General features: G+C 54.7%; 17 protein-coding genes and 1 pseudogene. 3 read left to right on the top strand and 15 right to left on the bottom strand.

The genetic code is table 11. The annotated features are described in order from the left end of the window. Positions 1 to 82: 82 nt before the first annotated feature. Entirely contained in the window at positions 83 to 1,294 is a 1,212-nt protein-coding gene (locus EZJ17_RS07225) for an MFS transporter (protein ID WP_067441379.1), read from the top strand. Between the two features lie 93 nt (positions 1,295 to 1,387). On the opposite strand, the gene EZJ17_RS07220 is transcribed toward EZJ17_RS07225, so the two are convergent. From EZJ17_RS07220 to EZJ17_RS07180, 9 genes are all read right to left on the bottom strand, one after another. Next, positions 1,388 to 2,038 carry an esterase/lipase family protein gene (locus EZJ17_RS07220; RefSeq protein WP_067441377.1) on the bottom strand — a complete coding sequence of 217 codons (651 nt, stop codon included), beginning with the start codon at positions 2,036 to 2,038 and terminating at the stop codon, positions 1,388 to 1,390. Between the two features lie 4 nt (positions 2,039 to 2,042). Continuing rightward, the gene (locus tag EZJ17_RS07215; protein WP_023887131.1) at positions 2,043 to 2,399 is read right to left on the bottom strand and encodes a SpoIIAA family protein; all 357 of its coding nucleotides are present in this window, start codon (positions 2,397 to 2,399) and stop codon (positions 2,043 to 2,045) included. Positions 2,400 to 2,717: 318 nt separating this feature from the next. Beyond that, positions 2,718 to 3,338 (bottom strand): ATP-dependent Clp endopeptidase proteolytic subunit ClpP, encoded by a 621-nt coding sequence (gene clpP, locus EZJ17_RS07210; RefSeq protein ID WP_064084091.1) that lies wholly within the window; start codon positions 3,336 to 3,338, stop codon positions 2,718 to 2,720. 97 nt (positions 3,339 to 3,435) lie between these two features. Next, positions 3,436 to 4,740 (bottom strand): trigger factor, encoded by a 1,305-nt coding sequence (gene tig, locus EZJ17_RS07205; RefSeq protein WP_067441374.1) that lies wholly within the window; start codon positions 4,738 to 4,740, stop codon positions 3,436 to 3,438. 294 nt (positions 4,741 to 5,034) lie between these two features. Then, entirely contained in the window at positions 5,035 to 6,672 is a 1,638-nt protein-coding gene (locus EZJ17_RS07200; RefSeq protein WP_067441371.1) for a SulP family inorganic anion transporter, read from the bottom strand. A 289-nt stretch (positions 6,673 to 6,961) separates the two neighbouring features. Further along, on the bottom strand, positions 6,962 to 8,215 hold the full coding sequence (locus EZJ17_RS07195; protein WP_067444035.1) for a M48 family metallopeptidase: 1,254 nt from the start codon (positions 8,213 to 8,215) through the stop codon (positions 6,962 to 6,964). Between the two features lie 559 nt (positions 8,216 to 8,774). Next, positions 8,775 to 9,890, bottom strand: a complete 1,116-nt coding sequence (locus EZJ17_RS07190; protein ID WP_067441464.1) for a phospholipase A — start codon at positions 9,888 to 9,890, stop codon at positions 8,775 to 8,777. 55 nt (positions 9,891 to 9,945) lie between these two features. Next, positions 9,946 to 10,746, bottom strand: a complete 801-nt coding sequence (locus EZJ17_RS07185) for a BUD32 family EKC/KEOPS complex subunit (protein ID WP_082888168.1) — start codon at positions 10,744 to 10,746, stop codon at positions 9,946 to 9,948. 152 nt (positions 10,747 to 10,898) lie between these two features. Continuing rightward, complete coding sequence (locus EZJ17_RS07180) at positions 10,899 to 11,150, bottom strand: hypothetical protein (RefSeq protein WP_151086347.1); 252 nt, start codon at positions 11,148 to 11,150, stop codon at positions 10,899 to 10,901. On the opposite strand from EZJ17_RS07180, the gene EZJ17_RS07175 reads away from it, so the two are divergent. After that, entirely contained in the window at positions 11,140 to 11,334 is a 195-nt protein-coding gene (locus EZJ17_RS07175) for a helix-turn-helix transcriptional regulator (RefSeq protein WP_067441364.1), read from the top strand. The genes EZJ17_RS07180 and EZJ17_RS07175 overlap by 11 nt on opposite strands. Before the next feature lie 202 nt (positions 11,335 to 11,536). Here EZJ17_RS07175 and EZJ17_RS07170 read toward each other — a convergent pair. The 6 genes and pseudogenes from EZJ17_RS07170 to EZJ17_RS07150 all read right to left on the bottom strand — a co-directional run. Beyond that, positions 11,537 to 11,732 (bottom strand): annotated as a pseudogene (locus EZJ17_RS07170) (molybdopterin-synthase adenylyltransferase MoeB); the annotation flags it as partial. Between the two features lie 267 nt (positions 11,733 to 11,999). Then, on the bottom strand, positions 12,000 to 12,131 hold the full coding sequence (locus EZJ17_RS10815) for a hypothetical protein (protein WP_255361768.1): 132 nt from the start codon (positions 12,129 to 12,131) through the stop codon (positions 12,000 to 12,002). Between the two features lie 42 nt (positions 12,132 to 12,173). Continuing rightward, positions 12,174 to 13,307 carry a glutamine-hydrolyzing carbamoyl-phosphate synthase small subunit gene (gene carA, locus EZJ17_RS07165; protein ID WP_067441357.1) on the bottom strand — a complete coding sequence of 378 codons (1,134 nt, stop codon included), beginning with the start codon at positions 13,305 to 13,307 and terminating at the stop codon, positions 12,174 to 12,176. Positions 13,308 to 13,640: 333 nt separating this feature from the next. After that, entirely contained in the window at positions 13,641 to 15,212 is a 1,572-nt protein-coding gene (locus EZJ17_RS07160; RefSeq protein ID WP_151086344.1) for a TerC family protein, read from the bottom strand. 405 nt (positions 15,213 to 15,617) lie between these two features. After that, a complete protein-coding gene (locus EZJ17_RS07155) occupies positions 15,618 to 16,076 on the bottom strand; it encodes a threonine/serine exporter family protein (RefSeq protein WP_067441353.1) in 459 nt (152 codons plus the stop codon). Positions 16,077 to 16,079: 3 nt separating this feature from the next. After that, positions 16,080 to 16,886 (bottom strand): threonine/serine exporter family protein, encoded by an 807-nt coding sequence (locus EZJ17_RS07150; protein ID WP_067441350.1) that lies wholly within the window; start codon positions 16,884 to 16,886, stop codon positions 16,080 to 16,082. 385 nt (positions 16,887 to 17,271) lie between these two features. Between EZJ17_RS07150 and EZJ17_RS07145 the strand changes: the two genes are divergently transcribed. Then, positions 17,272 to 17,838 (top strand): L-threonylcarbamoyladenylate synthase, encoded by a 567-nt coding sequence (locus tag EZJ17_RS07145; protein ID WP_082886525.1) that lies wholly within the window; start codon positions 17,272 to 17,274, stop codon positions 17,836 to 17,838. The last annotated feature ends 445 nt before the right edge of the window (positions 17,839 to 18,283 follow it).

Below are 18,283 nucleotides of genomic sequence, written 5' to 3'. Positions count from 1 at the left end.
AACCCAACGTTTAGTCTTTCCTGATGCCGCCTGTTTGAGTGGGCAGTAAAGTACCAATTATGGAATTTTTAAAGGAACTATTATGTTTGCCAGTAAAAAAGCGTGGCTTTGTTGGATTTTAGCCGTCAGCTATGTCATTTTGATTTTTGGCTTTCAGACAGGATATGCGGTTATTAACCCAAAAATATCTGAAACATTAGGCTTGAGTGCTACAGAGATGAGCCTGATCAGCGCAACATATACTTTTTTCTTTGCATTCTTTCAGATATTTTCAGGTAGCATTTTGGATAAAACAGGTGTTAAACCAGCAATCCCATTGGCTTGTCTGTTTTTAACGATGGGTTTGGTGTTGTTTGTGCTGTCTAAATCGTTATGGGGGTTTGTATTAGCACAGATTTTTGTGGCATTAGGAGGCTCATTTGGCTTTATTGGCGCTGGATTTGTGGGCAGAATTTGGTTTTCCAGTGAAAAATATGGATTAATGTTCTCATGGGTTCAGTTTGTAGCATCGGTTTCAGCTTGTTTGATCCAGTTGGTATTTATTAAAGTTTTGGAGCATCTGCCATGGGGTGATGTTGTTATTGGTTTTTCTGTATTGGGTGGAACGATGATTCTATTGATGGCGATTTTGCTTGATAATCCAAAAGAATTAAATTTTCAGCCATTGCGTATCGAAACAGCCAGAGCTGTTATTAAGGGTTGTATAGTTGATTTGCTTAAGACAATTCATCAAAAAAAAGTTTTATTTATTATGTTTATTGGAGCGGTTTCTTTTGGGTCGATGCTCAGTTTCAGTATCGTATGGGGTAGCCGATTGCTGCAATCTTATGGAATTGGCCAAAATCAGGCGCATTTGGCAGTAGCAATGAGCTGGTTGGGTTTGGCGATAGGCTCGCCGTTGTTCAGTTATATCAGTAATTTTTTAAGAAGTAATGCAAAAGCTCTTGGAATAGGGCTGATTGGACAAACGGTTACTTTGGCAATCTTGGTTTGTTTGCAAACTAATGCATGGCAGTCTACTCCCCTTCTTTTCTTGTTCGGTATTTTTACTGGAGCATCTATGTTGCCATTTGCAATTGCCGCATCATTGGTTGATGCCAATCATGTTGGCACATCAGCAGCACTGGTGAATGGTAGCCAATTTCTATTTGGTGCGATTTTGGTTTCTATGCCAGGCTACCTATTAAATCTCTCGCCGGCAGCCAGTATGAGGCAGATATTGCTTCCTGTGTTCTTTATTTTATTGGCAACGACCTCTTGCTATATTTTGCTTGGGAAGAAAGCAGCCAAATAAATTGGATGTGATGTTACAACCCCTTGTGTTGATTATTCAACATAAGGGGTTGTTCCGTTGTCGTCTTCCTGTTGACGGGGCTCTCACCATGACTTATCCGTAGTTTACATGTTCAAAGCAGCCGTGGCGCAGGAAGTGGGCGGTTTGTCGGGCGACGGTGGGGTCGGTGAGCATGGCGGAGTGGTTGATGGGTAGGACGAGGTAGTCGCGGCAGTTGGCAGGGCGGGTTTCGGAGAGGAGGACGGTGCCGTCACCTTCGCCTTGCAAACCAACGATTTGGCCGACGCCTAGGTGATGGTTGCCGGCGATGCAGCCGAGTTCGAGCTGGGGCGGCCAGGGCGGGAGATTGCCGTCTAGGCCGTTCTGGTAGGCACCGCCAATAAGGGCGGGGGCGTAGCGGTGCAGCCGGTTGGCGGTTTCGCTGCCGAGATGCGGGGTGGCGAGGGTAACGCTGCGGCCGCGTACCAGTTCGGGGTAGTCGGCGGCGAAACGGCGCAACACGAGGCCGCCGAGGCTGTGGCAGATGAAGTGCAGCGGTTCTTGGTGCTGCTGGTAGTGGCGGCGGACGGCTTCGGCGAGGCGGCGGCTGTGCTGGGGCAGGGTTTGGGCGATGCTGTAGTAGCCGAAGCAGCGGCTGTGGATATTATGGCGGCGCAGTTGCCAGGCAAGCGGAAGCATCACCCAGGCGTGCATATGGATGCCGTGCAGCAGGAGGGCGCGCAGCGGGGTTTTGGGCTGGTTCATGGTGTTAGCGGCTGCCGTCGGCAAGTAGCCATTTCTGGGCTTCGGCGGCATCGTTGAAATATTTGGGATGCTGGCGGGTGAGTAGGCTGGAAATATGGGCGGAGAGGCGTATCCAGAGGTCGTTGGTGACGATGGCGATGCGGCCGAAGTCGTTGTCGTGGTTGTTGAGGAAGCGCAGTTGCTCGGCAGCCATGTCGATGGTGTAATCGCGCAACAGGGATAGGTCGAGGAGGATGTCGGGGCGGTGCACGCGTTGGAGGCACTCGAGGATGGCGGCTTCGAGGGTTTTGAAGTCTTCAAGGGTGAATTCGTTGTAGAGGGCAACGTTGAGGCCGTAGTTTTGCTGGCGGATGGAAATCATGGCAGAACTCCTGTTGAGATGGGTTTCCCGCGAGGGGGTGGGAGTGATACCGGCACGCTGTGGGTGCTTACTGATTATAGTGAAATTGTCGGCAAACTGCTATGGCATGAGTTTGTATTGCCGCAATGAATGCGCTGTATGCGGGCGGCAAAAAGGCTACCTGAAAATCCACTTGGTTTGTTTTCAGGTAGCCTTTTATAGCAAGCCAACTTAATTTTCGCTACAGCGGTGGTTCGACTTGCCGTACTTCTGTACTGTCTTCGGCTCACCGCCTTGTATTGAAAAATTAATTTGACTTGCTGTAGATTAAGCCGATGGTTATTTGATGTCGCTGCGGCTGGACAATACTTGGTCGATGAGGCCGTATGCTTGGGCTTCTTCGGCCGACATGAAGTTGTCGCGGTCGGTGTCGCGTTCGAGTTCGTCCAGCGTACGGCCGCAATGTTCGGCCAAGAGCTGGTTGAGTTTGGCTTTCAGTTTGAGCAGCTCTTTGGCGTGGATTTCGATATCGGAAGCCTGGCCGCCCAAGCCGCCGCTGATTAGGGGCTGGTGAATCATCACGCGGCTGTTGGGTAGGGCGAAGCGTTTGCCTTTGGCACCGGCGGAAAGTAGGAACGCGCCCATGCTGGCGGCTTGGCCGAGGCACAGGGTAGACACATCGGGCTTGATGAAATTCATGGTGTCGTAGATCGACATGCCGGCAGAAACTGAGCCGCCGGGGCTGTTGATGTAGAGGAAAATATCTTTATCGGGGTTTTCGCTTTCCAAAAACAGCAGCTGTGCCACCACCAGGTTGGCAGTTTGGTCGTTTACCGGACCCACCAGGAAGATAATCCGCTCTTTGAGCAGGCGGGAGTAAATATCGAAGGCGCGCTCGCCCCGGCCGCTCTGTTCGATAACGGTGGGCACCAGATAGTTGTTTTCGATTGTGGGATTCATGGGTTTCCTCGCGTTTATAAGGGATAATTTGGGCAAAAAGCACCTCGGCGGATACGGCCTTGGTGCTTTGTTTGCAACGAGTTTCAGGTAGCCTGAATTACTGCTGGCCCATCACTTCGTCGAAGCTCAGTTTTTTCTCGTTTACCTTGGCCTGACCCAACACATAATCCACCACATTGGCTTCTACGGCCATAGAAATCGGGCCTTCCAAGCGGCTGCGGTCGGCGAAGTACCAATCCATTACTTCCTGCGGATCTTCGTAGCTTTCGGAGAAGGTTTGCACCACGGCTTTAACTTGGTCGTCGGTCGGCTGCAGATTGTGCTTGCCTACCAATTCGGCCAAAATCAAGCCCAGTGCCACGCGGCGTTCGGCTTGTTCGGTAAACAGGCTGTCGGCCAAATCTACATCTTCCGGCTTCATACCTTGGTTCACCAGGTTTTGGCGGGCGTTTGCAACCATACGGGCAGTTTCTTCGCGCACCAAGGTTTTCGGCAACTCGATGGGGGTAACGTCCAGCAGGGCTTTCATCACGTTGTCTTTGGTTTGCGCTTCCACGCGGCGGGTTACTTCGCGCTCGATGTTTTTCTTCACTTCTTCGCGCATTTTGGCCACATCGCCGTCTTGGATGCCCAAGGCTTTGGCGAATTGCTCGTCCACTTCCGGCAGCACGGCTTCGGCTACGTTGCGCAGGGTGATGGCGAATACGGCGGTTTTGCCGGCCACTTCTTTGCCGTGGTAGTCGGCAGGGAAGTTGACGCTCACGTCTTTGGTTTCGCCTTCTTTCATGCCTTGGATGCCGGATTCAAATTCGGGCAGCATCTGGCCTTGGCCGAGGATGAAGGGGTAGTTTTGTGCGGAGCCGCCTTCGAAGGGGATGCCGTCGATGGTGCCGGCAAAGTCGATGATTACGCGGTCGCCGTCTTTGGCTTCGCGTTCCACGCGGTTGAAGCGGGTGCGCTGGCGGCGCAGGATGTCGATGGTTTTTTCCACTTCCGCTTCACCCACTTCGCACACCATTTTTTCGATTTCCTGGTCGGCCAGGCTGCCCACGGTGATTTCGGGGAACACTTCGAAACGGGCGTTTACTTTGAATACTTTTTCGTCGTCTTGCGCTTCAACGGCATCAAAAGCCAGCAGGCCGGCGAGGCGGATATCTTCGGAATCCACGATTTCGCCGAATTTGTGACGCAGGCTGTCGTTTAAAACCTCATCGCGGATGCTCGCGCCATACATGGATTCAATCATGCGCAGCGGGGCTTTGCCGGGGCGGAAGCCGTCTACACGGGCACGTTTTTGAGTGGCTTGCAGGCGTTTTTGTACGGCTGCTTCGATGTCTGCCCAGGGCAGTTCCAGTTGCAGGCTGCGTTCGAGACCTTCCAGTTTTTCAATAGTTACGCTCATTCGTAATACCTTGTTTTGGTGTTAATCAAACCGATAGGCGGATGCCTGCTCGGAAAAGTTTGCACTTGGCCGGCATATTTTTCTGTACTGGCCGTAAACGAAAGGCGCAAGTGTATCATAACTTGATGGCACAGGCAGTGTTTGGCTGAGGAATTATGTGGCAAAACGGGTTTCAGGTAGCCTCTTTAAGTATGGGTATGAGGCTGGCCGCAAATGAGTGGGTGCCAAGAGGAAGGTTGCCTGAAAATGTGTGCAGCAGATTTTGCTTTATCGGGTGGCCTATTCTGTATCCCATCAACTTGCCGAACCTGCCTCACTCTCCGCGTGCAACATGGCGGCAGCGTCGTCGAATTCGCGGATGAAGTTACCTTCGCCGAGCAGGCTGACGATGCCGCTGCGTTCAAGGCTAGCGCGAACTTGTTCGTTGGCGCCGGTAACGATAACGCGGATGCCGCGTTTTTGCAGGCCGCCGATAACACGTTCTAGGGTGAGGATGCCGGTGATGTCGATATAGGGTACCCAGCGCATCCGCAGCACCACGGCGTGCGGCTGGGTGTTGATGTCGGCCAGCGTGGTTTCAAATTTTTCCATCGCACCGAAGAAGAATGGGCCGTTTACGATAAACATCAGCATGTTATCCGGCAGGGCGGCAGCATCGCAGCTGTGTTCTTCTTTGCGTACCTCCACCGCTTTGGCCATCTGGCCGATAAAGTGCAGGGAGGACAAAATCACGCCGATGTTCACTGCCACCACTAAATCCACCAAGATAGTGAGGAAAAAGGTGATGAAAAACAAAATATAGGCAGCACGCGGGGCGCGGCGTAGGATGTGCAGACAGCGCTTGGGCTCGCTCATGTTCCAGGCTACCTGAAACAGGATGGCGGCCAGCGCGGCCAAGGGAATATCGGCGGCCAGCGGCGCGGCCACGAGCAGAATCAGCGCCAGCGTGAGGGCGTGAATAATGCCGGCCAGCGGGCTGTTGCCACCCTGGCGGATGTTGGTGGCGGTGCGGGCAATGGCGCCGGTGGCGGCAAAACCGCCGAAAAATGGCGTGATGATGTTGGCCAACCCTTGGCCCACCAGTTCCTGATTGGCACTGTGGTGTGTGCCGGCCATGCCATCGGCCACCACGGCGGAGAGCAGCGATTCAATTGCGCCGAGCATGGCGATGGTGAAGGCGGGCAGCACCAGTTTGGCGGTTTCTGCCGCAGTAAAATCGGGCAGGGAAAGATGTGGCAGGGCGCGCGGAATGGCGCCATAGGCCGAGCCGACGGTGGCCACGCCTTCAAAGTGGAACAGGCTTTGCAGCACGGTGGCGCATAGCAGCACCCACATCGGCGAGGGTAGGCGGCGTAGTAGCGGCACTTTGGGCACTAACAGCAAAAGTGCAAGCGAAAACAGCCCCAGCGCGGTAGTGGCCGGGTGAAGATGAGGCAGGCTTTGCAGCAGCGACCATAATTGCTGGTGGAAGTGCTCACCACCTGCTTTGGGCAGGCCGAAAAATGCCGCCCACTGCCCCACAAAAATCACCACGCCGATGCCGGCGGTGAAACCCATAATCACCGGCATGGAAATGAAGCGGATCATGCCGCCGAAGCGGAATAATCCCATAAACAACAGCATGATGCCGGCGAGGACGGTGGCAATTTGCAGGCCGTCGAAGCCGAATTTGGCGGTGATGCCGGAGAGAATGGCGATAAACGCGCCGGTGGGGCCGGCAATCTGCACACGCGAGCCGCCAGCCACGGCCACAATCACGCTGGCCACAATGGCGGTGTAAATCCCCTGTTCGGGTTTCACGCCGGTGGCGATGGCGAAGGCCATGGAAAGCGGCAGCGCCACCACGCCTACGATAATGCCGGCCACAATATTGTTCGCCCAATGGGCGCGGTCAAGCAAACCGGCGCGGCGGGCTTCCATCCAAGCAATCATGTTTGATTCCGTGTGCTTCTGTAAAAAATTGTGAATTATACGCTTATAAGGAGGGAATGACAAAGGCCACCTGATTGCCAGGTAGCCTTTTGTTTGCCCTTATCCACCCTAAACCATAATCCCTCCAATAGACAGGCAACCAAGCGGCAAGCCGTAGGCAGCATACATATACTGCAAGGCGAAGCTCACACTATAACCCTGTCTATTGGGAGCACCCAGAAAGGCTACCTGAAACTTAGCTGCGTAGAGACTCGCGTGGTTCATTTTAACTGTGTTGAAGGCGGTACTTTCAGGTAGCCTGCCCGCCCTGCCGTAGGGCGGCGACGCGTTCGCGGGCATTAGGGTGGCTGTTGTACCAGCGGGCATACCAGCGATCGTTCACCAGGCTGGCGGCGTTGCTGCGGTAGAGCTTGAGCAGCGCGGAAATCAGGTCTTCGGCGTGGGTGTGCGCGGCGGCGAAGCGGTCGGCTTCAAATTCGTTGCGGCGCGAGGAAAAGCTGCCCAACGGGGCAAAGGGGAAGGAGAGCACGGGCAGCACCAGCATCATTAACAGCAGCGCCATAGCATGGCTGGGGTAGGCCACGCCCAAGCCGTGATACACGGCGGCAAAGTGGATGATTTGCCCGAGCGCAAACAGCACCAAGAGCGCGAGCAGGAAGCGCACGGCGATTTGCTTCACGATGTGGCGGTGTTTGAAATGGCCCAGTTCGTGCGCCAATACGGCTTCCACCTCCTGCGGCTGCATACCTTTGAGCAGGGTATCGAAAAACACGATACGTTTGTTTTGGCCGAGGCCGGTGAAATAGGCATTGGCGTGACCGCTGCGTTTGCTGCCGTCCATCACGAAAATACCGTTGCTGGCAAAGCCGGTGCGCGTGAGCAGATTAGTGATGCGCTGTTGCAAGTCTTCATCGGCCAGCGGTTCGAAGCGGTTGAACAGCGGGGCAATCCATTTGGGAAATGCCCACAGCATCAGCAGCGAGAAACCGAGCCACAACAGCCACACCCACAGCCACCACGCATTTCCGGCCGCACCCATCAGATAAATCACCGCATACAACAGCGGAATGCCGATGGTCGCGCCCAGCAGCAGGCCTTTGATTTGGTCGGCAAAGAAAGTGCTCAAGGTCATGTTGTTGAAGCCGAATGCGGCTTCCAGCCGGAAGCTGCGGTAGAGCGCGAAGGGCAGGGATAACAGGCTGCTGGCCAATGAAAAAAGCACCACCACCAACACGCCTTGGTTTAGCGGCGAGTCGGCAAGGCGATTGGCCGTCTCTGCCAGCAGGTTCAGCCCGCCGCCAAGGGTAAACATGAGCAGCAGCAAGGTTTCATACAGAATATGCCAGCGTGAAAACCGCTGTTTGGTCAGTGTATAGTCGGCGGCTTTCTGGTGTTCTTCTAGCGAAATCACGTCTTTAAAATCGCGCGGCACGCGGCCTCGGTGCAGCAGCACGGCACGGCTCTGGCGCAAAGAGAGCAGCAGTTGCAGCAGGGTGGAAAAGGCGGTGAAACCGAGAAAGAGGTAAAACACGGTGGCGGACATGAGCTGCTCCGAATAGAAAACGGGCGGCAGTATAGTGGGATTTCTGATGAAGAGCTATGGTACTCGCTTGATTTGCTGTAATGGATGCATAGTGCATGGCTGGCTGATTTATATTTGAAAAGAATGATTTGTTTGGCTGATTCGGATTCGAATGTGTGACCAAACAGCGGGAATAGAATATTTATGCAATGGAAGCAGGCAAAAAAGCGGCACATATTGAAATATGTGCCAAATCTACAAAGGAGAAATAGAGGAGAAACTTGTTAAGTGGTCTCCTTGACCACCCAACAAAATGTATTATAGGGCGGCCTAAAAAGGAAGGCAAGGCTAATACTATGATTTAACCTGCTTTTTCTAGATTGTAAGTAAGTGTGAATGTAGAATGCTAGCAGCATGAAACTAAAACAGAAATTAAATATACTGATTTATTCGAGATTCGGATTGTATATGGATTTAGGATGGATGTCGGTATTTTATGGCTGCTATATGCAAAAATAATACACTAATTTTTCAGGTAGCCTGTTTGGATAGAAAGCTACCTGAAAAATATGAGTGTGGTTTAGAAAGCATCCCAATCGTTCAGCATTACGCCCAGGCCGATGCTGTTGTGTTTGTGGTTGTAATCGAGCAGGCTTTCGCCGTAGCCGTGGAAGGCCTGCACATAGCCTTTGAGTCGGCCGGCGATGGGGAAGGTGTAGTTCAGCTGCAGGCTGCCTTTGCTGCTGGCAGGATTGTAGCGGGCGAGGGCACCGAGGGTTTGGCGGTCGTTGAAGCGGTAGTACATCTGCAAATCGCCGTAGCCCATGTAGCGGTTGATGTTGGAGTTGTCGTCATCGTCGCTTTTTTCGGGAATGCGCCACCACAGGCGCGGCACCACGGTGAGGTTGCCCCATTCCATGCCGGCCATGGCGTAGATGCGGTTCCAAGAGCGGGAAAGTGGGTCGCTTTGGCCGTTGGATTGGTGTGCGGCACCAATGCCGAGCATACGCAGGCCGCCACCGCCAGGCAGAGCGGCTTTCACGGGCTGGGTAAGGAAGATTTCGGGCTCGTAGTCGGTGTTGCGGAAGGGGGAGGACATGGAGCCTTTATATACTTGCCAGTGGGAAACTTGAGTGTAGCCGAACCAGAGGTCGGCGTTGGTGCCGAACAGGTCTTGTAATAGCTTGGTTTTGAAGGAAATCTGCATTTTTGCTTCAACGTGGTTTTGGCGCTGCTGCTCGGGAATGGCGGAAGTGTGTTCGGGGGAGGAGGGGTTGCGGTTGGGCGAGCTATTGTACCAGCCGGGCAGCAGGTAGAGCGGGCGGTGGGCACGCACGCTGAGGATGCCGGATTCGTGGTTTACGTCTAAATCGTAGGCGAGGCTGAGCGGGCTGAAGGCCTGCGGCTGGGTGGGGGCGGCAGGGGCTTCGGTGAGCACCACCTTGGGTGTGCTCTCGGCTTGGCTTTGCTCGATGCTTTGTTTGATGTCGATAGCGGCTTTGGTGTCGGCGGGAGCAGACAAGGGCTGGGTGGGCGGAAGTTGTGCACCCATGCTGTGGTCGTAGCAAGCAAGGCGGGCGGCGGGGTAGCCGATTTGGGTACAGGCCAGGGCGCTGGCAGGGGCTTGGGTTTGGGCGGCGCTGTGGGCAGAAACGAAAAGGACGGTGGCGATGAGGGGGAGGCGGGATGTTTGCATGATGGTTGGGGTGTGAAACGTCATCTTTAGGAGTAAGGCTACCTGAAAACCTGCTTCAGATTTCGCCCATGCGGTAAAACAAATCGGCCAGTGCGGCCAGGCGCAGGGTGTCGCAGCCCCAGCGTTCGGATTGGATGTGGCGCATCCACAAAATGGGGCGCATACTGCGGCGCAAGGTGCAAATTATAGCGGGATTTTGCTTTTGCAGGCAGGTTTTGTAATGTTCAGCGGCTTGATCGAGTAGGCCGCTGCGCAGGAGGATGTCGGCGGTGGATTGCAGGTAGCACAGCCAGTCACGGCTTTGGCACAGCGGCAGGCTGAGTACGGTAGCGGGGTTGTCTTCGAAGTCGATGAAGCCGATGCCGCCGGCTTCGGTCAGCACCATATTGCGGGCGAAAGCTTGGCTGAGAAATTGGTTTTGCCGGTGTACGGCTTCGATGGCATGCAGACCTTGCAGCCAGCCTTCGAGGCTGCCGACTTTGGTTTGCTTTTCGATGGCGATGAGCAGGGTTTGCTCGCCCACATGGCTCATCAATAGGGCATTCTCCTGCACGGCCAATAGTTTGGGCGCGGTGATGCCGGCTTCGGCCAGCTCGCGCAGGCGGCCGGCTTCGATGGCAATGCCGGCATGGCCGCCGGGATTGAGCACCGGGGTGAATACGCTCAAACGGCACACTTTGGCCAGGCCGTTGAGCAGGCTGTAACGCCAGGCGGCTTGACGCGGGGCGGCTTTGCGCAGCCACACGGTTTCGCCGTTGTCTAAACGGTGGCGGGCGATGGTTTCGGTTTGGGCGACAGCGAGGGTGGCCAGCTGGGCGGCGTAGTTCATGGCAGTGCGGGAAAAAGAAAGCGGCATTATATAGCGAAACAGTTTTGCCCGCCTTGCTGTGAGGCTGCTCCATTTTTAAGTAACCTGCCGCACATTCACACTACCAAGCGAGAAGGCGAAGTCAGCGATATGGTATGGATACAGGGTAAAATGGGCGCTTTGGTGACGCTGGTGCCCATCTACGCCTTGGGCAGCTTCCAAGGGCGGTTACCCTTTCCAAGCCCTCCGTGCCGATGCTTACCGTTTCTGAAGATGCCGACAACTTGTAAAAATGCTTCGAGCTCGGTGCGCACGGCTATATTTTGAAAAACACCGATACCGATTTCCTGGTAGCCGCTATCCGCCAGGCCGTGGCCGGGCAGCAAACTGTGTCGCCCGACCATTCCGCCATCCTCGATTCCCGCACCCAGAGCGAGCACGATGTGTTGCACTGCGCAGCTGGTGGTTGCGCAGCTGGTGGTTATCAGCAACAAAATGATTGTCTGGCGGATGTTTTTATCCGAAAACACGGTGAAGGCGTATATGCAGATTATCTTCCGCAAACTAAACATCGACAACTGCGTACGTGCTGCCGTGTATGCCCGAGAATTGGGCTTGGATAAGGAAGAGGAATAATGAGATTGGCGGTTTCAGGTAGCCTTTGGATGAGGCTACCTGAAAACTGAAAGACAGAAGGCTGGCGGCTGTTGCTGTTTCAAATAGCGGGATTGCCGGTGTCGGATTTCAGCATCCGGCCTACAGCGAGCTGCAATCAGTAAAGGCTACCTGAAAACGAGCTACGCAAGTTTCTGTGAAGCTAAATTTTCAGGTAGCCTTTTCAGCCTTTCTTATGTCCGCCGCACACTTTACAGGTGGGATTTGGGGGGGATGGAGAAGTGCTGCCATTGGCCGCTGAGTGCGTTGTATCAGCACAAAACGCCGTTTTCGGCAGGCAGGCCGAGCAGGATTTTCAGGGTTTTGGCAGCTTGGGTGGTGCCGATGATGCCCACTAGTGGGGAGAACACGCCGAATAGGGTGTAGGTAGTGGTGGCCGGCAATGTTGCGGTTACCTGCGGCTAGGGTTTGATAAATGTCTTGTGTGGCGGAATCCACCATATCGGCCCCCCATTTGGCTGATGCTTTTCAGATTAACGGGCTTGTCTTTGGCGAAAATCGGGCTGCTGATGAGCAGGCAGAAGATGAAGATGCTGTGTTTCATGTTTGTTTTCTGGTGTAGTGTTGCAGAAAAAAACAGCCTGATGTGGCTTACATTTCAGGCTGTTTTCGCTCGGGCGCGGGGATTAGCGATGCTGCTTTTGATAATCCTTGTTCCACGCTTGAACGGCGGTGTTGGCATCGCGCGCGGCAGAGTGCAAGGTGTTGCAGGCAGATAAAGTGTCCGGCAAAACGGTGCATAAAACGATTCTTTTCATATGGATTTTTCCTTTTAATTGATTGATATGTGTGATTGATGATTAAGCTTGTTTGGCGGCTTGCATATTTTGGATAAACCGGTCAAACAGATACCCCACATCTTGCGGGCCGGGGCTGGCTTCGGGGTGCCCTTGGAAGCAGAACACGGGTTTGTCGGTCAGCTCGATGCCTTGCAAGGTGTTGTCGAACAAGGATTTATGGGTAATCCTTGCGTTGGCAGGCAAGGTGTCAGCATCGACGGCGAAGCCGTGGTTTTGGCTGGTGATGACGACTTTGCCGCTGTCCAAGTCTTGCACGGGGTGGTTTGCGCCGTGGTGGCTGAAGTGCATTTTCAGGGTTTTTGCGCCGATGGCGAGGCTGATGAGCTGGTGTCCCAAGCAGATACCGAAGATAGGTTTGCCGCTTGCCATCAGTTTTTGCACGGCTTCGATGGCGTAGGTGCAAGGCTCGGGGTCGCCGGGGCCGTTGGACAGGAACATGCCGTCGGGGTTGAGTGACAACACGTCTTCCGCGCTGGTTTGGGCGGGGACGACGGTCAGGCGGCAGCCACGTGAGGCGAGCATACGCAGGATGTTGGTTTTCACGCCGAAATCGTAGGCGACAACGTGGAATGGTTGTTCGGCAGGGGTGACGAAACCTTTGCCCAGCGCCCATTCACCTTCGGTCCATTCGTAGGCTTCTGTGCAGGAAACTTCTTTTGCCAAGTCTTTGCCGACCATGCTGCCGAACGCGGCGATGAGTTCTTGCGCTTTTGCAACCGGTGCGTCCGCGCCGGTCAAAATCGCGCCGCCTTGCGCGCCTTTTTCACGCAGCAGCGTGGTCAGGCGGCGGGTATCGATGTCGGCGATGGCGACGGTTTTATTGCGCACCAGATAGTCGTGCAGGCTTTCGAACGCGCGGAAGTTGCTGTGCAGCAGCGGCAGGTCGCGTATAATCAAGCCGGCGGCATAAACGCTGCGGCTTTCTTCATCTTCGGCGTTGGTGCCGGTGTTGCCGATGTGGGGATAGGTGAGGGTTACGATTTGTTTGCAGTAGGACGGGTCGGTCAGGATTTCCTGATAGCCGGTCATGGAGGTGTTGAACACGACTTCGCCGGAAGCTGAACCTTTGTAACCGATTGATGTGCCTTGAAATACGCTGCCGTCAGCGAGAACGAGAAGGGCGGGAGTGGTCATGATTGGTGTCCGGACGCGGGGGATAAAGAACACGTTTCGCGGCTTTCTAAGCGGGGCAAAACGTGCTTCGGCGAAGGCGGCAGTGCCTGCCGGAAGCGTGTTATTCTAATGGACAATGGGAGGGCTGGGCAAGGTTGGGTGGGGAGTTTTCAGGTAACCTGAGCGCTTGTATGGTGGAGGAGTTATATTTGGCTGTTGCCATACCGAAGGCTACCTGAAATTTGTGGAAGGCAGACAAAACAATATAGCTTTTAGGCTACCTGAAGAAGCGGTTTCCATATTTTCGGGTAGCTTTTTCGTATCGCAGCAAAAGGTCACCTAAAACCGCACACTTTATTTCGGCAGGCGGCTGATGCGGATTTGTTCGATGCGCTGGCCGGCTTTGGCGGCCACGGTGAAGCGCCAGCCGTGGTAGTCGAGGGTGTCACCCACTTCAGGCAGGGTTTTCAGCTCTTCCATCATCAGGCCGGCCACGGTGTGGTAGTCGGCATCTTCTTCGGGCGGGGGAAGACCAAGCTGGGGGGCGAGCTCGGCGTATTCGTGACTGCCGTCCACCAGCAGGCTATCGCTGCTGTCAGTGTTGTTTTCGCCGGATTGGTCATTCGGCTCTTTACGCTCGTAGGCTTCGGGAAATTCGCCGGCAATGGCGGAGAGCAAGTCTTTGGTGGTAACCATACCCTGCACGGCGCCGAATTCATCCACCACGAGAGCGTAGTCGGCACCGCTGTGGCGGAATTGTTCGATGGCGGAAAGAGTGTTGGTGCTATTGGGCAGGATGAGCGGCTGGCACAGGGCGGCCTGGATATCGGGCTCTTTCCCGGCCAGAAGCTGGTTGAGCAGGTCTTTTTTGTTGATGTAGCCCAAAGGCTCGTCGGCACCGGCCTTGCCCACCACAAGGAGGCGGGAATACGGGGTGTTTTGCAGCTGGGCATATTGCTGCTCGCGGCTTTGGGAAATATCGAGGCGTTCGATATCGCGGCGGGGCACCATGATGCCGGGCAGGGGGCGCTCGGCCAGGGTAAGCACGCTGCGGATCATGGATTTTTCGTTTTCTTCAAAGTGGCCGGCATCGTGGTTTTCTTCGCCGGCTTTAGCCAGCATGGTTTCGCGGATGCCCATCATGCCAAGCACGTTTTCGGCGGTACGGCGGCGCCAAGAGCGGCTGCCGTAGGCGTTTCTGTCGGTGTTGCGCTGGGAGATTTGGTTGAACACTTCAATCAGCACGGAGAAGCCGATGGCGGCATACAGGTAGCCTTTGGGGATGACTACGTGGAAGGCTTCGGCAATCAGGCTGAAGCCAATCATCAAGAGGAAGCCGAGGCAGAGCATCACCACGGTGGGATGGCGGTTGACAAATTCGGTGAGCGGTTTGCTCGCCCAAATCATCATGGCCATCGCCACAATCACGGCGGCCATGGCGATTTGGATATGCTGCACCACAGCCACGGCGGTCACCACAGCATCAATGGAAAACACGGCATCGAGCACGAGAATCTGTAACACCACGCCCCAAAACGGCGCATGCTGTTTGCGATGGTCGGTGTCGGAAACGGCGTAGTGGTTGGCACCTTCCAGCCGCTCGTGCAGCTCGGTGGTGGCCTTATACAGCAGGAATAAGCCGCCCACAAACATGATGATGTCTTTGCCGGCCACGTCCAGCCGCCCCAGGGCAAACAGCGGAGTGGTGAGCTGCATGATGCGGCCCATAAAGGCGAGCATCAAAAGCCGGATGAGCACGGCCAAAGTCAGGCCGGTGATGCGGGCACGGTCGCGCTGGGCGGGGCGCACTTTGCCGGCCAAAATGGCCACGAACACCAGGTTGTCGATGCCGAGCACGACTTCGAGAATAATCAGCGTGGCGAAGCCCAGCCAGGTTACCGGGTCGGCCAGCCAGGAGAAATCCATAAGTAGAATCCTTAAAATTAAAGCGGCAATGAGCTTTTTTCAAAACCCCATCTTTGGCGCATTTCTTCGCAGTACGCCTCCCGAATGTTGGAAAATATTCAAATATTGTCTTCGTGATTTGCGATGCTACTGCTTTGAATTGAGATCAAATATGGGGTTTTGCAAGGGTTTCATAATAGGGAAAAACAAAGGCTACCTGAAAATGCCGTGGGCAGTTTTCAGGTAGCCTTTAAATACGACGCACCGCGTACAAACTTATCTACCGAGGCAGGCTCGGGCTCTGAGGAGGCGGGGGAAGCAGGGTGCATATCGGTACGGGAGTAGTAAATGAGGTGGCAAGTTTAGCAGATTGCGACAGCTTGCTGAAGCAATTATTCCTTTGGTTAAACTCAAACAGTATGGAGGCTACACTACTGGCCGTTGGCGGTAGAACAGCAGCCCCGGTAGCGCCAGCCCGAAGGCCAGTGCGCCGATAACGAAGCCTGATTTCACAAAATAATCCACCGCCTGCTCTAAAAGCTGTTCGGAAAAGCCCTTGTGATTTATCTGCACCAGCGCAATCATAGCTTTATACACATACACGCCTGGAATCATCGGAATGATGGCGGCCACAGTAAACACTTTCGGGTGCGCCCGATAGCGTTGCGACAAATACACGCCGATAAAGCCCACCAGCGAGGCCGCACACAGCGTGGCCAAGCCCTGCGACAGACCAAACTGCATCATGAGTGTGCGCGAGCCATGCCCCAGCGCACCCAAATAAGCACAGTATTTCAACGCATTGCGCGGCACGTTGAACAAAATCGCAAAGCCCACGGCGGGGATGGCGGCGAAGAACATATCGTCTAGCAAATTCAGCAGCATGGTTTAATCCCAAGCAGAAACATTCAACAGGCTCAAGGCCAACACAATGCCCAAACAGGTGCTGAACGTGAGCAGCATGGCCACTGTCCAGCGGCTCATACCCATATTCACATGGCCTTTGAGCATATCGGCCAGCGAATTAATCAGCGGCATCCCAGGCACTAGCAGCAGGACGCTGGCCGCCGTAGCGATTTCTGGGTGCTCGCCCCAACCGAACTTCAGTGCCGTGCCCGACACCATTGAAGCCACAAAAGCAGTAACCGCGAACACTACCGCCGGGTTATAGTGCCGTGCCGACAACCTTTGGCGTACCCACATACCGCAGGCCGAAGCAATAAACGTGATGAAGCAAATCAGCGGATCGCCACCCGAGAGGTGGGCAAAGCTCGCGCAGGAGAGCCCCACCATAAACACCACAAAATAGCGGTTGTATTTTTCCGGCTTCACCGCATCCAGCTGTTCACGCACTTCCTGCACGCTATATAGACCGTCTTCCGCATCCAGCACAATGTGCTGCACCGCTGTGATCACCGACATATTGATGCCTTTGTCGAAATTCTTGCGCGTGGTGGTGATGCATTGATTGCAACGGCGCGTGGTGATCACAATCGCATTGGGTGTGAGCGCACACTCCACACTGTCCATGCCCAGCGCACGGCCAAGGCGCACGGCGATTTGGTCAATAAGCGTGCTTTCCGCACCGTATTGCAACAGCAACAGTGCGGCATGGACGCACAGGCGGGTGATTTCCTGCTGCTGTTCGTAATCAGTGGAAACGGAGGGAAGGGAAGCGGGAACGGGAGTCGTCATTAAATATACCGGCTGGGAAAAACAGAAGGAAGACGCGTGCAGAAAACGGCTGGAAATGCTGTGGGTCAAAGAGCCGTTTGGTTGGATGTATGATGGGAACGAATTATACCGCAAGCCCCGTACAGCAGCCAATTGTGCAGTGTGAATGCGGGTGTTTACGGGCAAAAAGGCTACCTGAAAACGTGAACTTCAGTGAGGTTAAAATGGTTTCAGGCAGCCCTTATATGGTGTGGGTGCTGATATACGCCCGTGGCATTGCTTTTCCCCACGGGAGAAGGATACAGATGATAGGCTGCTTGAAAACGGGATATCAACATGGTAAACAACCCATCATTTTCAGATTACAATACCGCTTCAAACCCCATATCGGCATCCAGCAAGAATCATGTTTCCACGAGTTCTTTCCGTCTCCGCCGCCCGAGGGCTGCGTGCGCACCTGCGCGGCGGCGGCTTGGTGGCTTATCCCACGGAATCCAGCTACGGATTGGGCTGCCTGCCCACGCATCGCCGCGCCTTGCGCCGGCTGATGCAGCTGAAAAAACGGCCACAGCACAAGGGGTTGATTGTTATCGGCAGTAATTTGGTGCAGCTCGAGCCATTGCTGCAAAGGCTACCTGAAAACCAGCGCCGGCTGGCACAAAGCACTTGGCCGGCGGCGGTAACGTTTTTATTTGCGGTATCAGGGAGTGTACCGGCGTTGTTACGCGGGCGCGGGCGGGAAAAACTGGCGGTGCGCGTGCCGGCGCATGATGGGGCACGGCGTCTGTGCGCGCTGCTGGGCGCACCGCTGGTGTCCACTTCGTGCAACCGCAGCGGGCGGCGGGCTTTACGGCATCAGCGCGAGGTGCAGCGCTGTTTTGGGCGGGATGTGTATGTGGTAAACGGCCGCTGCGGTGGGGCGAAGCGGCCGAGCCGGATTGTGGATGCGCAGAGCGGGACGTGTTTGCGCTAGAGGCTACCTGAAAGCTGTTTTCAAGTAGCCTCTAACATACTATGCCGCGAGGTATGTGGTAGATCTGCGTTGCTGTAGGAGTGTTTGAACTCTCGTGCCGTTCAAATTTTCAGGTAGCCTGTATTATTGCATGCCCAGTTCACCTTTGCGCCTTATGCCGGCGCAGGGCACTTCCTTTTCTTTGCTTCGCCAAAGAAAAGGAAGCAAAAGAAAGGCGACTGCGGGCACAGGTTTGGCTTCGCCAAACTTCCCTCACTCCACGCAGTTTTTCGGGCGGGCTCGCAACTTGCGGCTGCGCCGCTTCGAACATGCAAGCCCTTATTCCCCGAAAAACCACGCTTCGTTCGGCTGCGCCAGCAGACGGGTGGCAACACGATAGATTAACCACTTGGCTTCTAAGCCTATGGGTGTTAAAGGCTACCTGAAACTTGCAGGAGCAGGGTTT

This window comes from Eikenella exigua (assembly GCF_008805035.1).
Lineage (GTDB): Bacteria > Pseudomonadota > Gammaproteobacteria > Burkholderiales > Neisseriaceae > Eikenella > Eikenella exigua.
The sequence above is the reverse complement of the archived record's forward strand: the minus strand, read 5'-3'. Positions and strand labels throughout refer to the sequence as shown.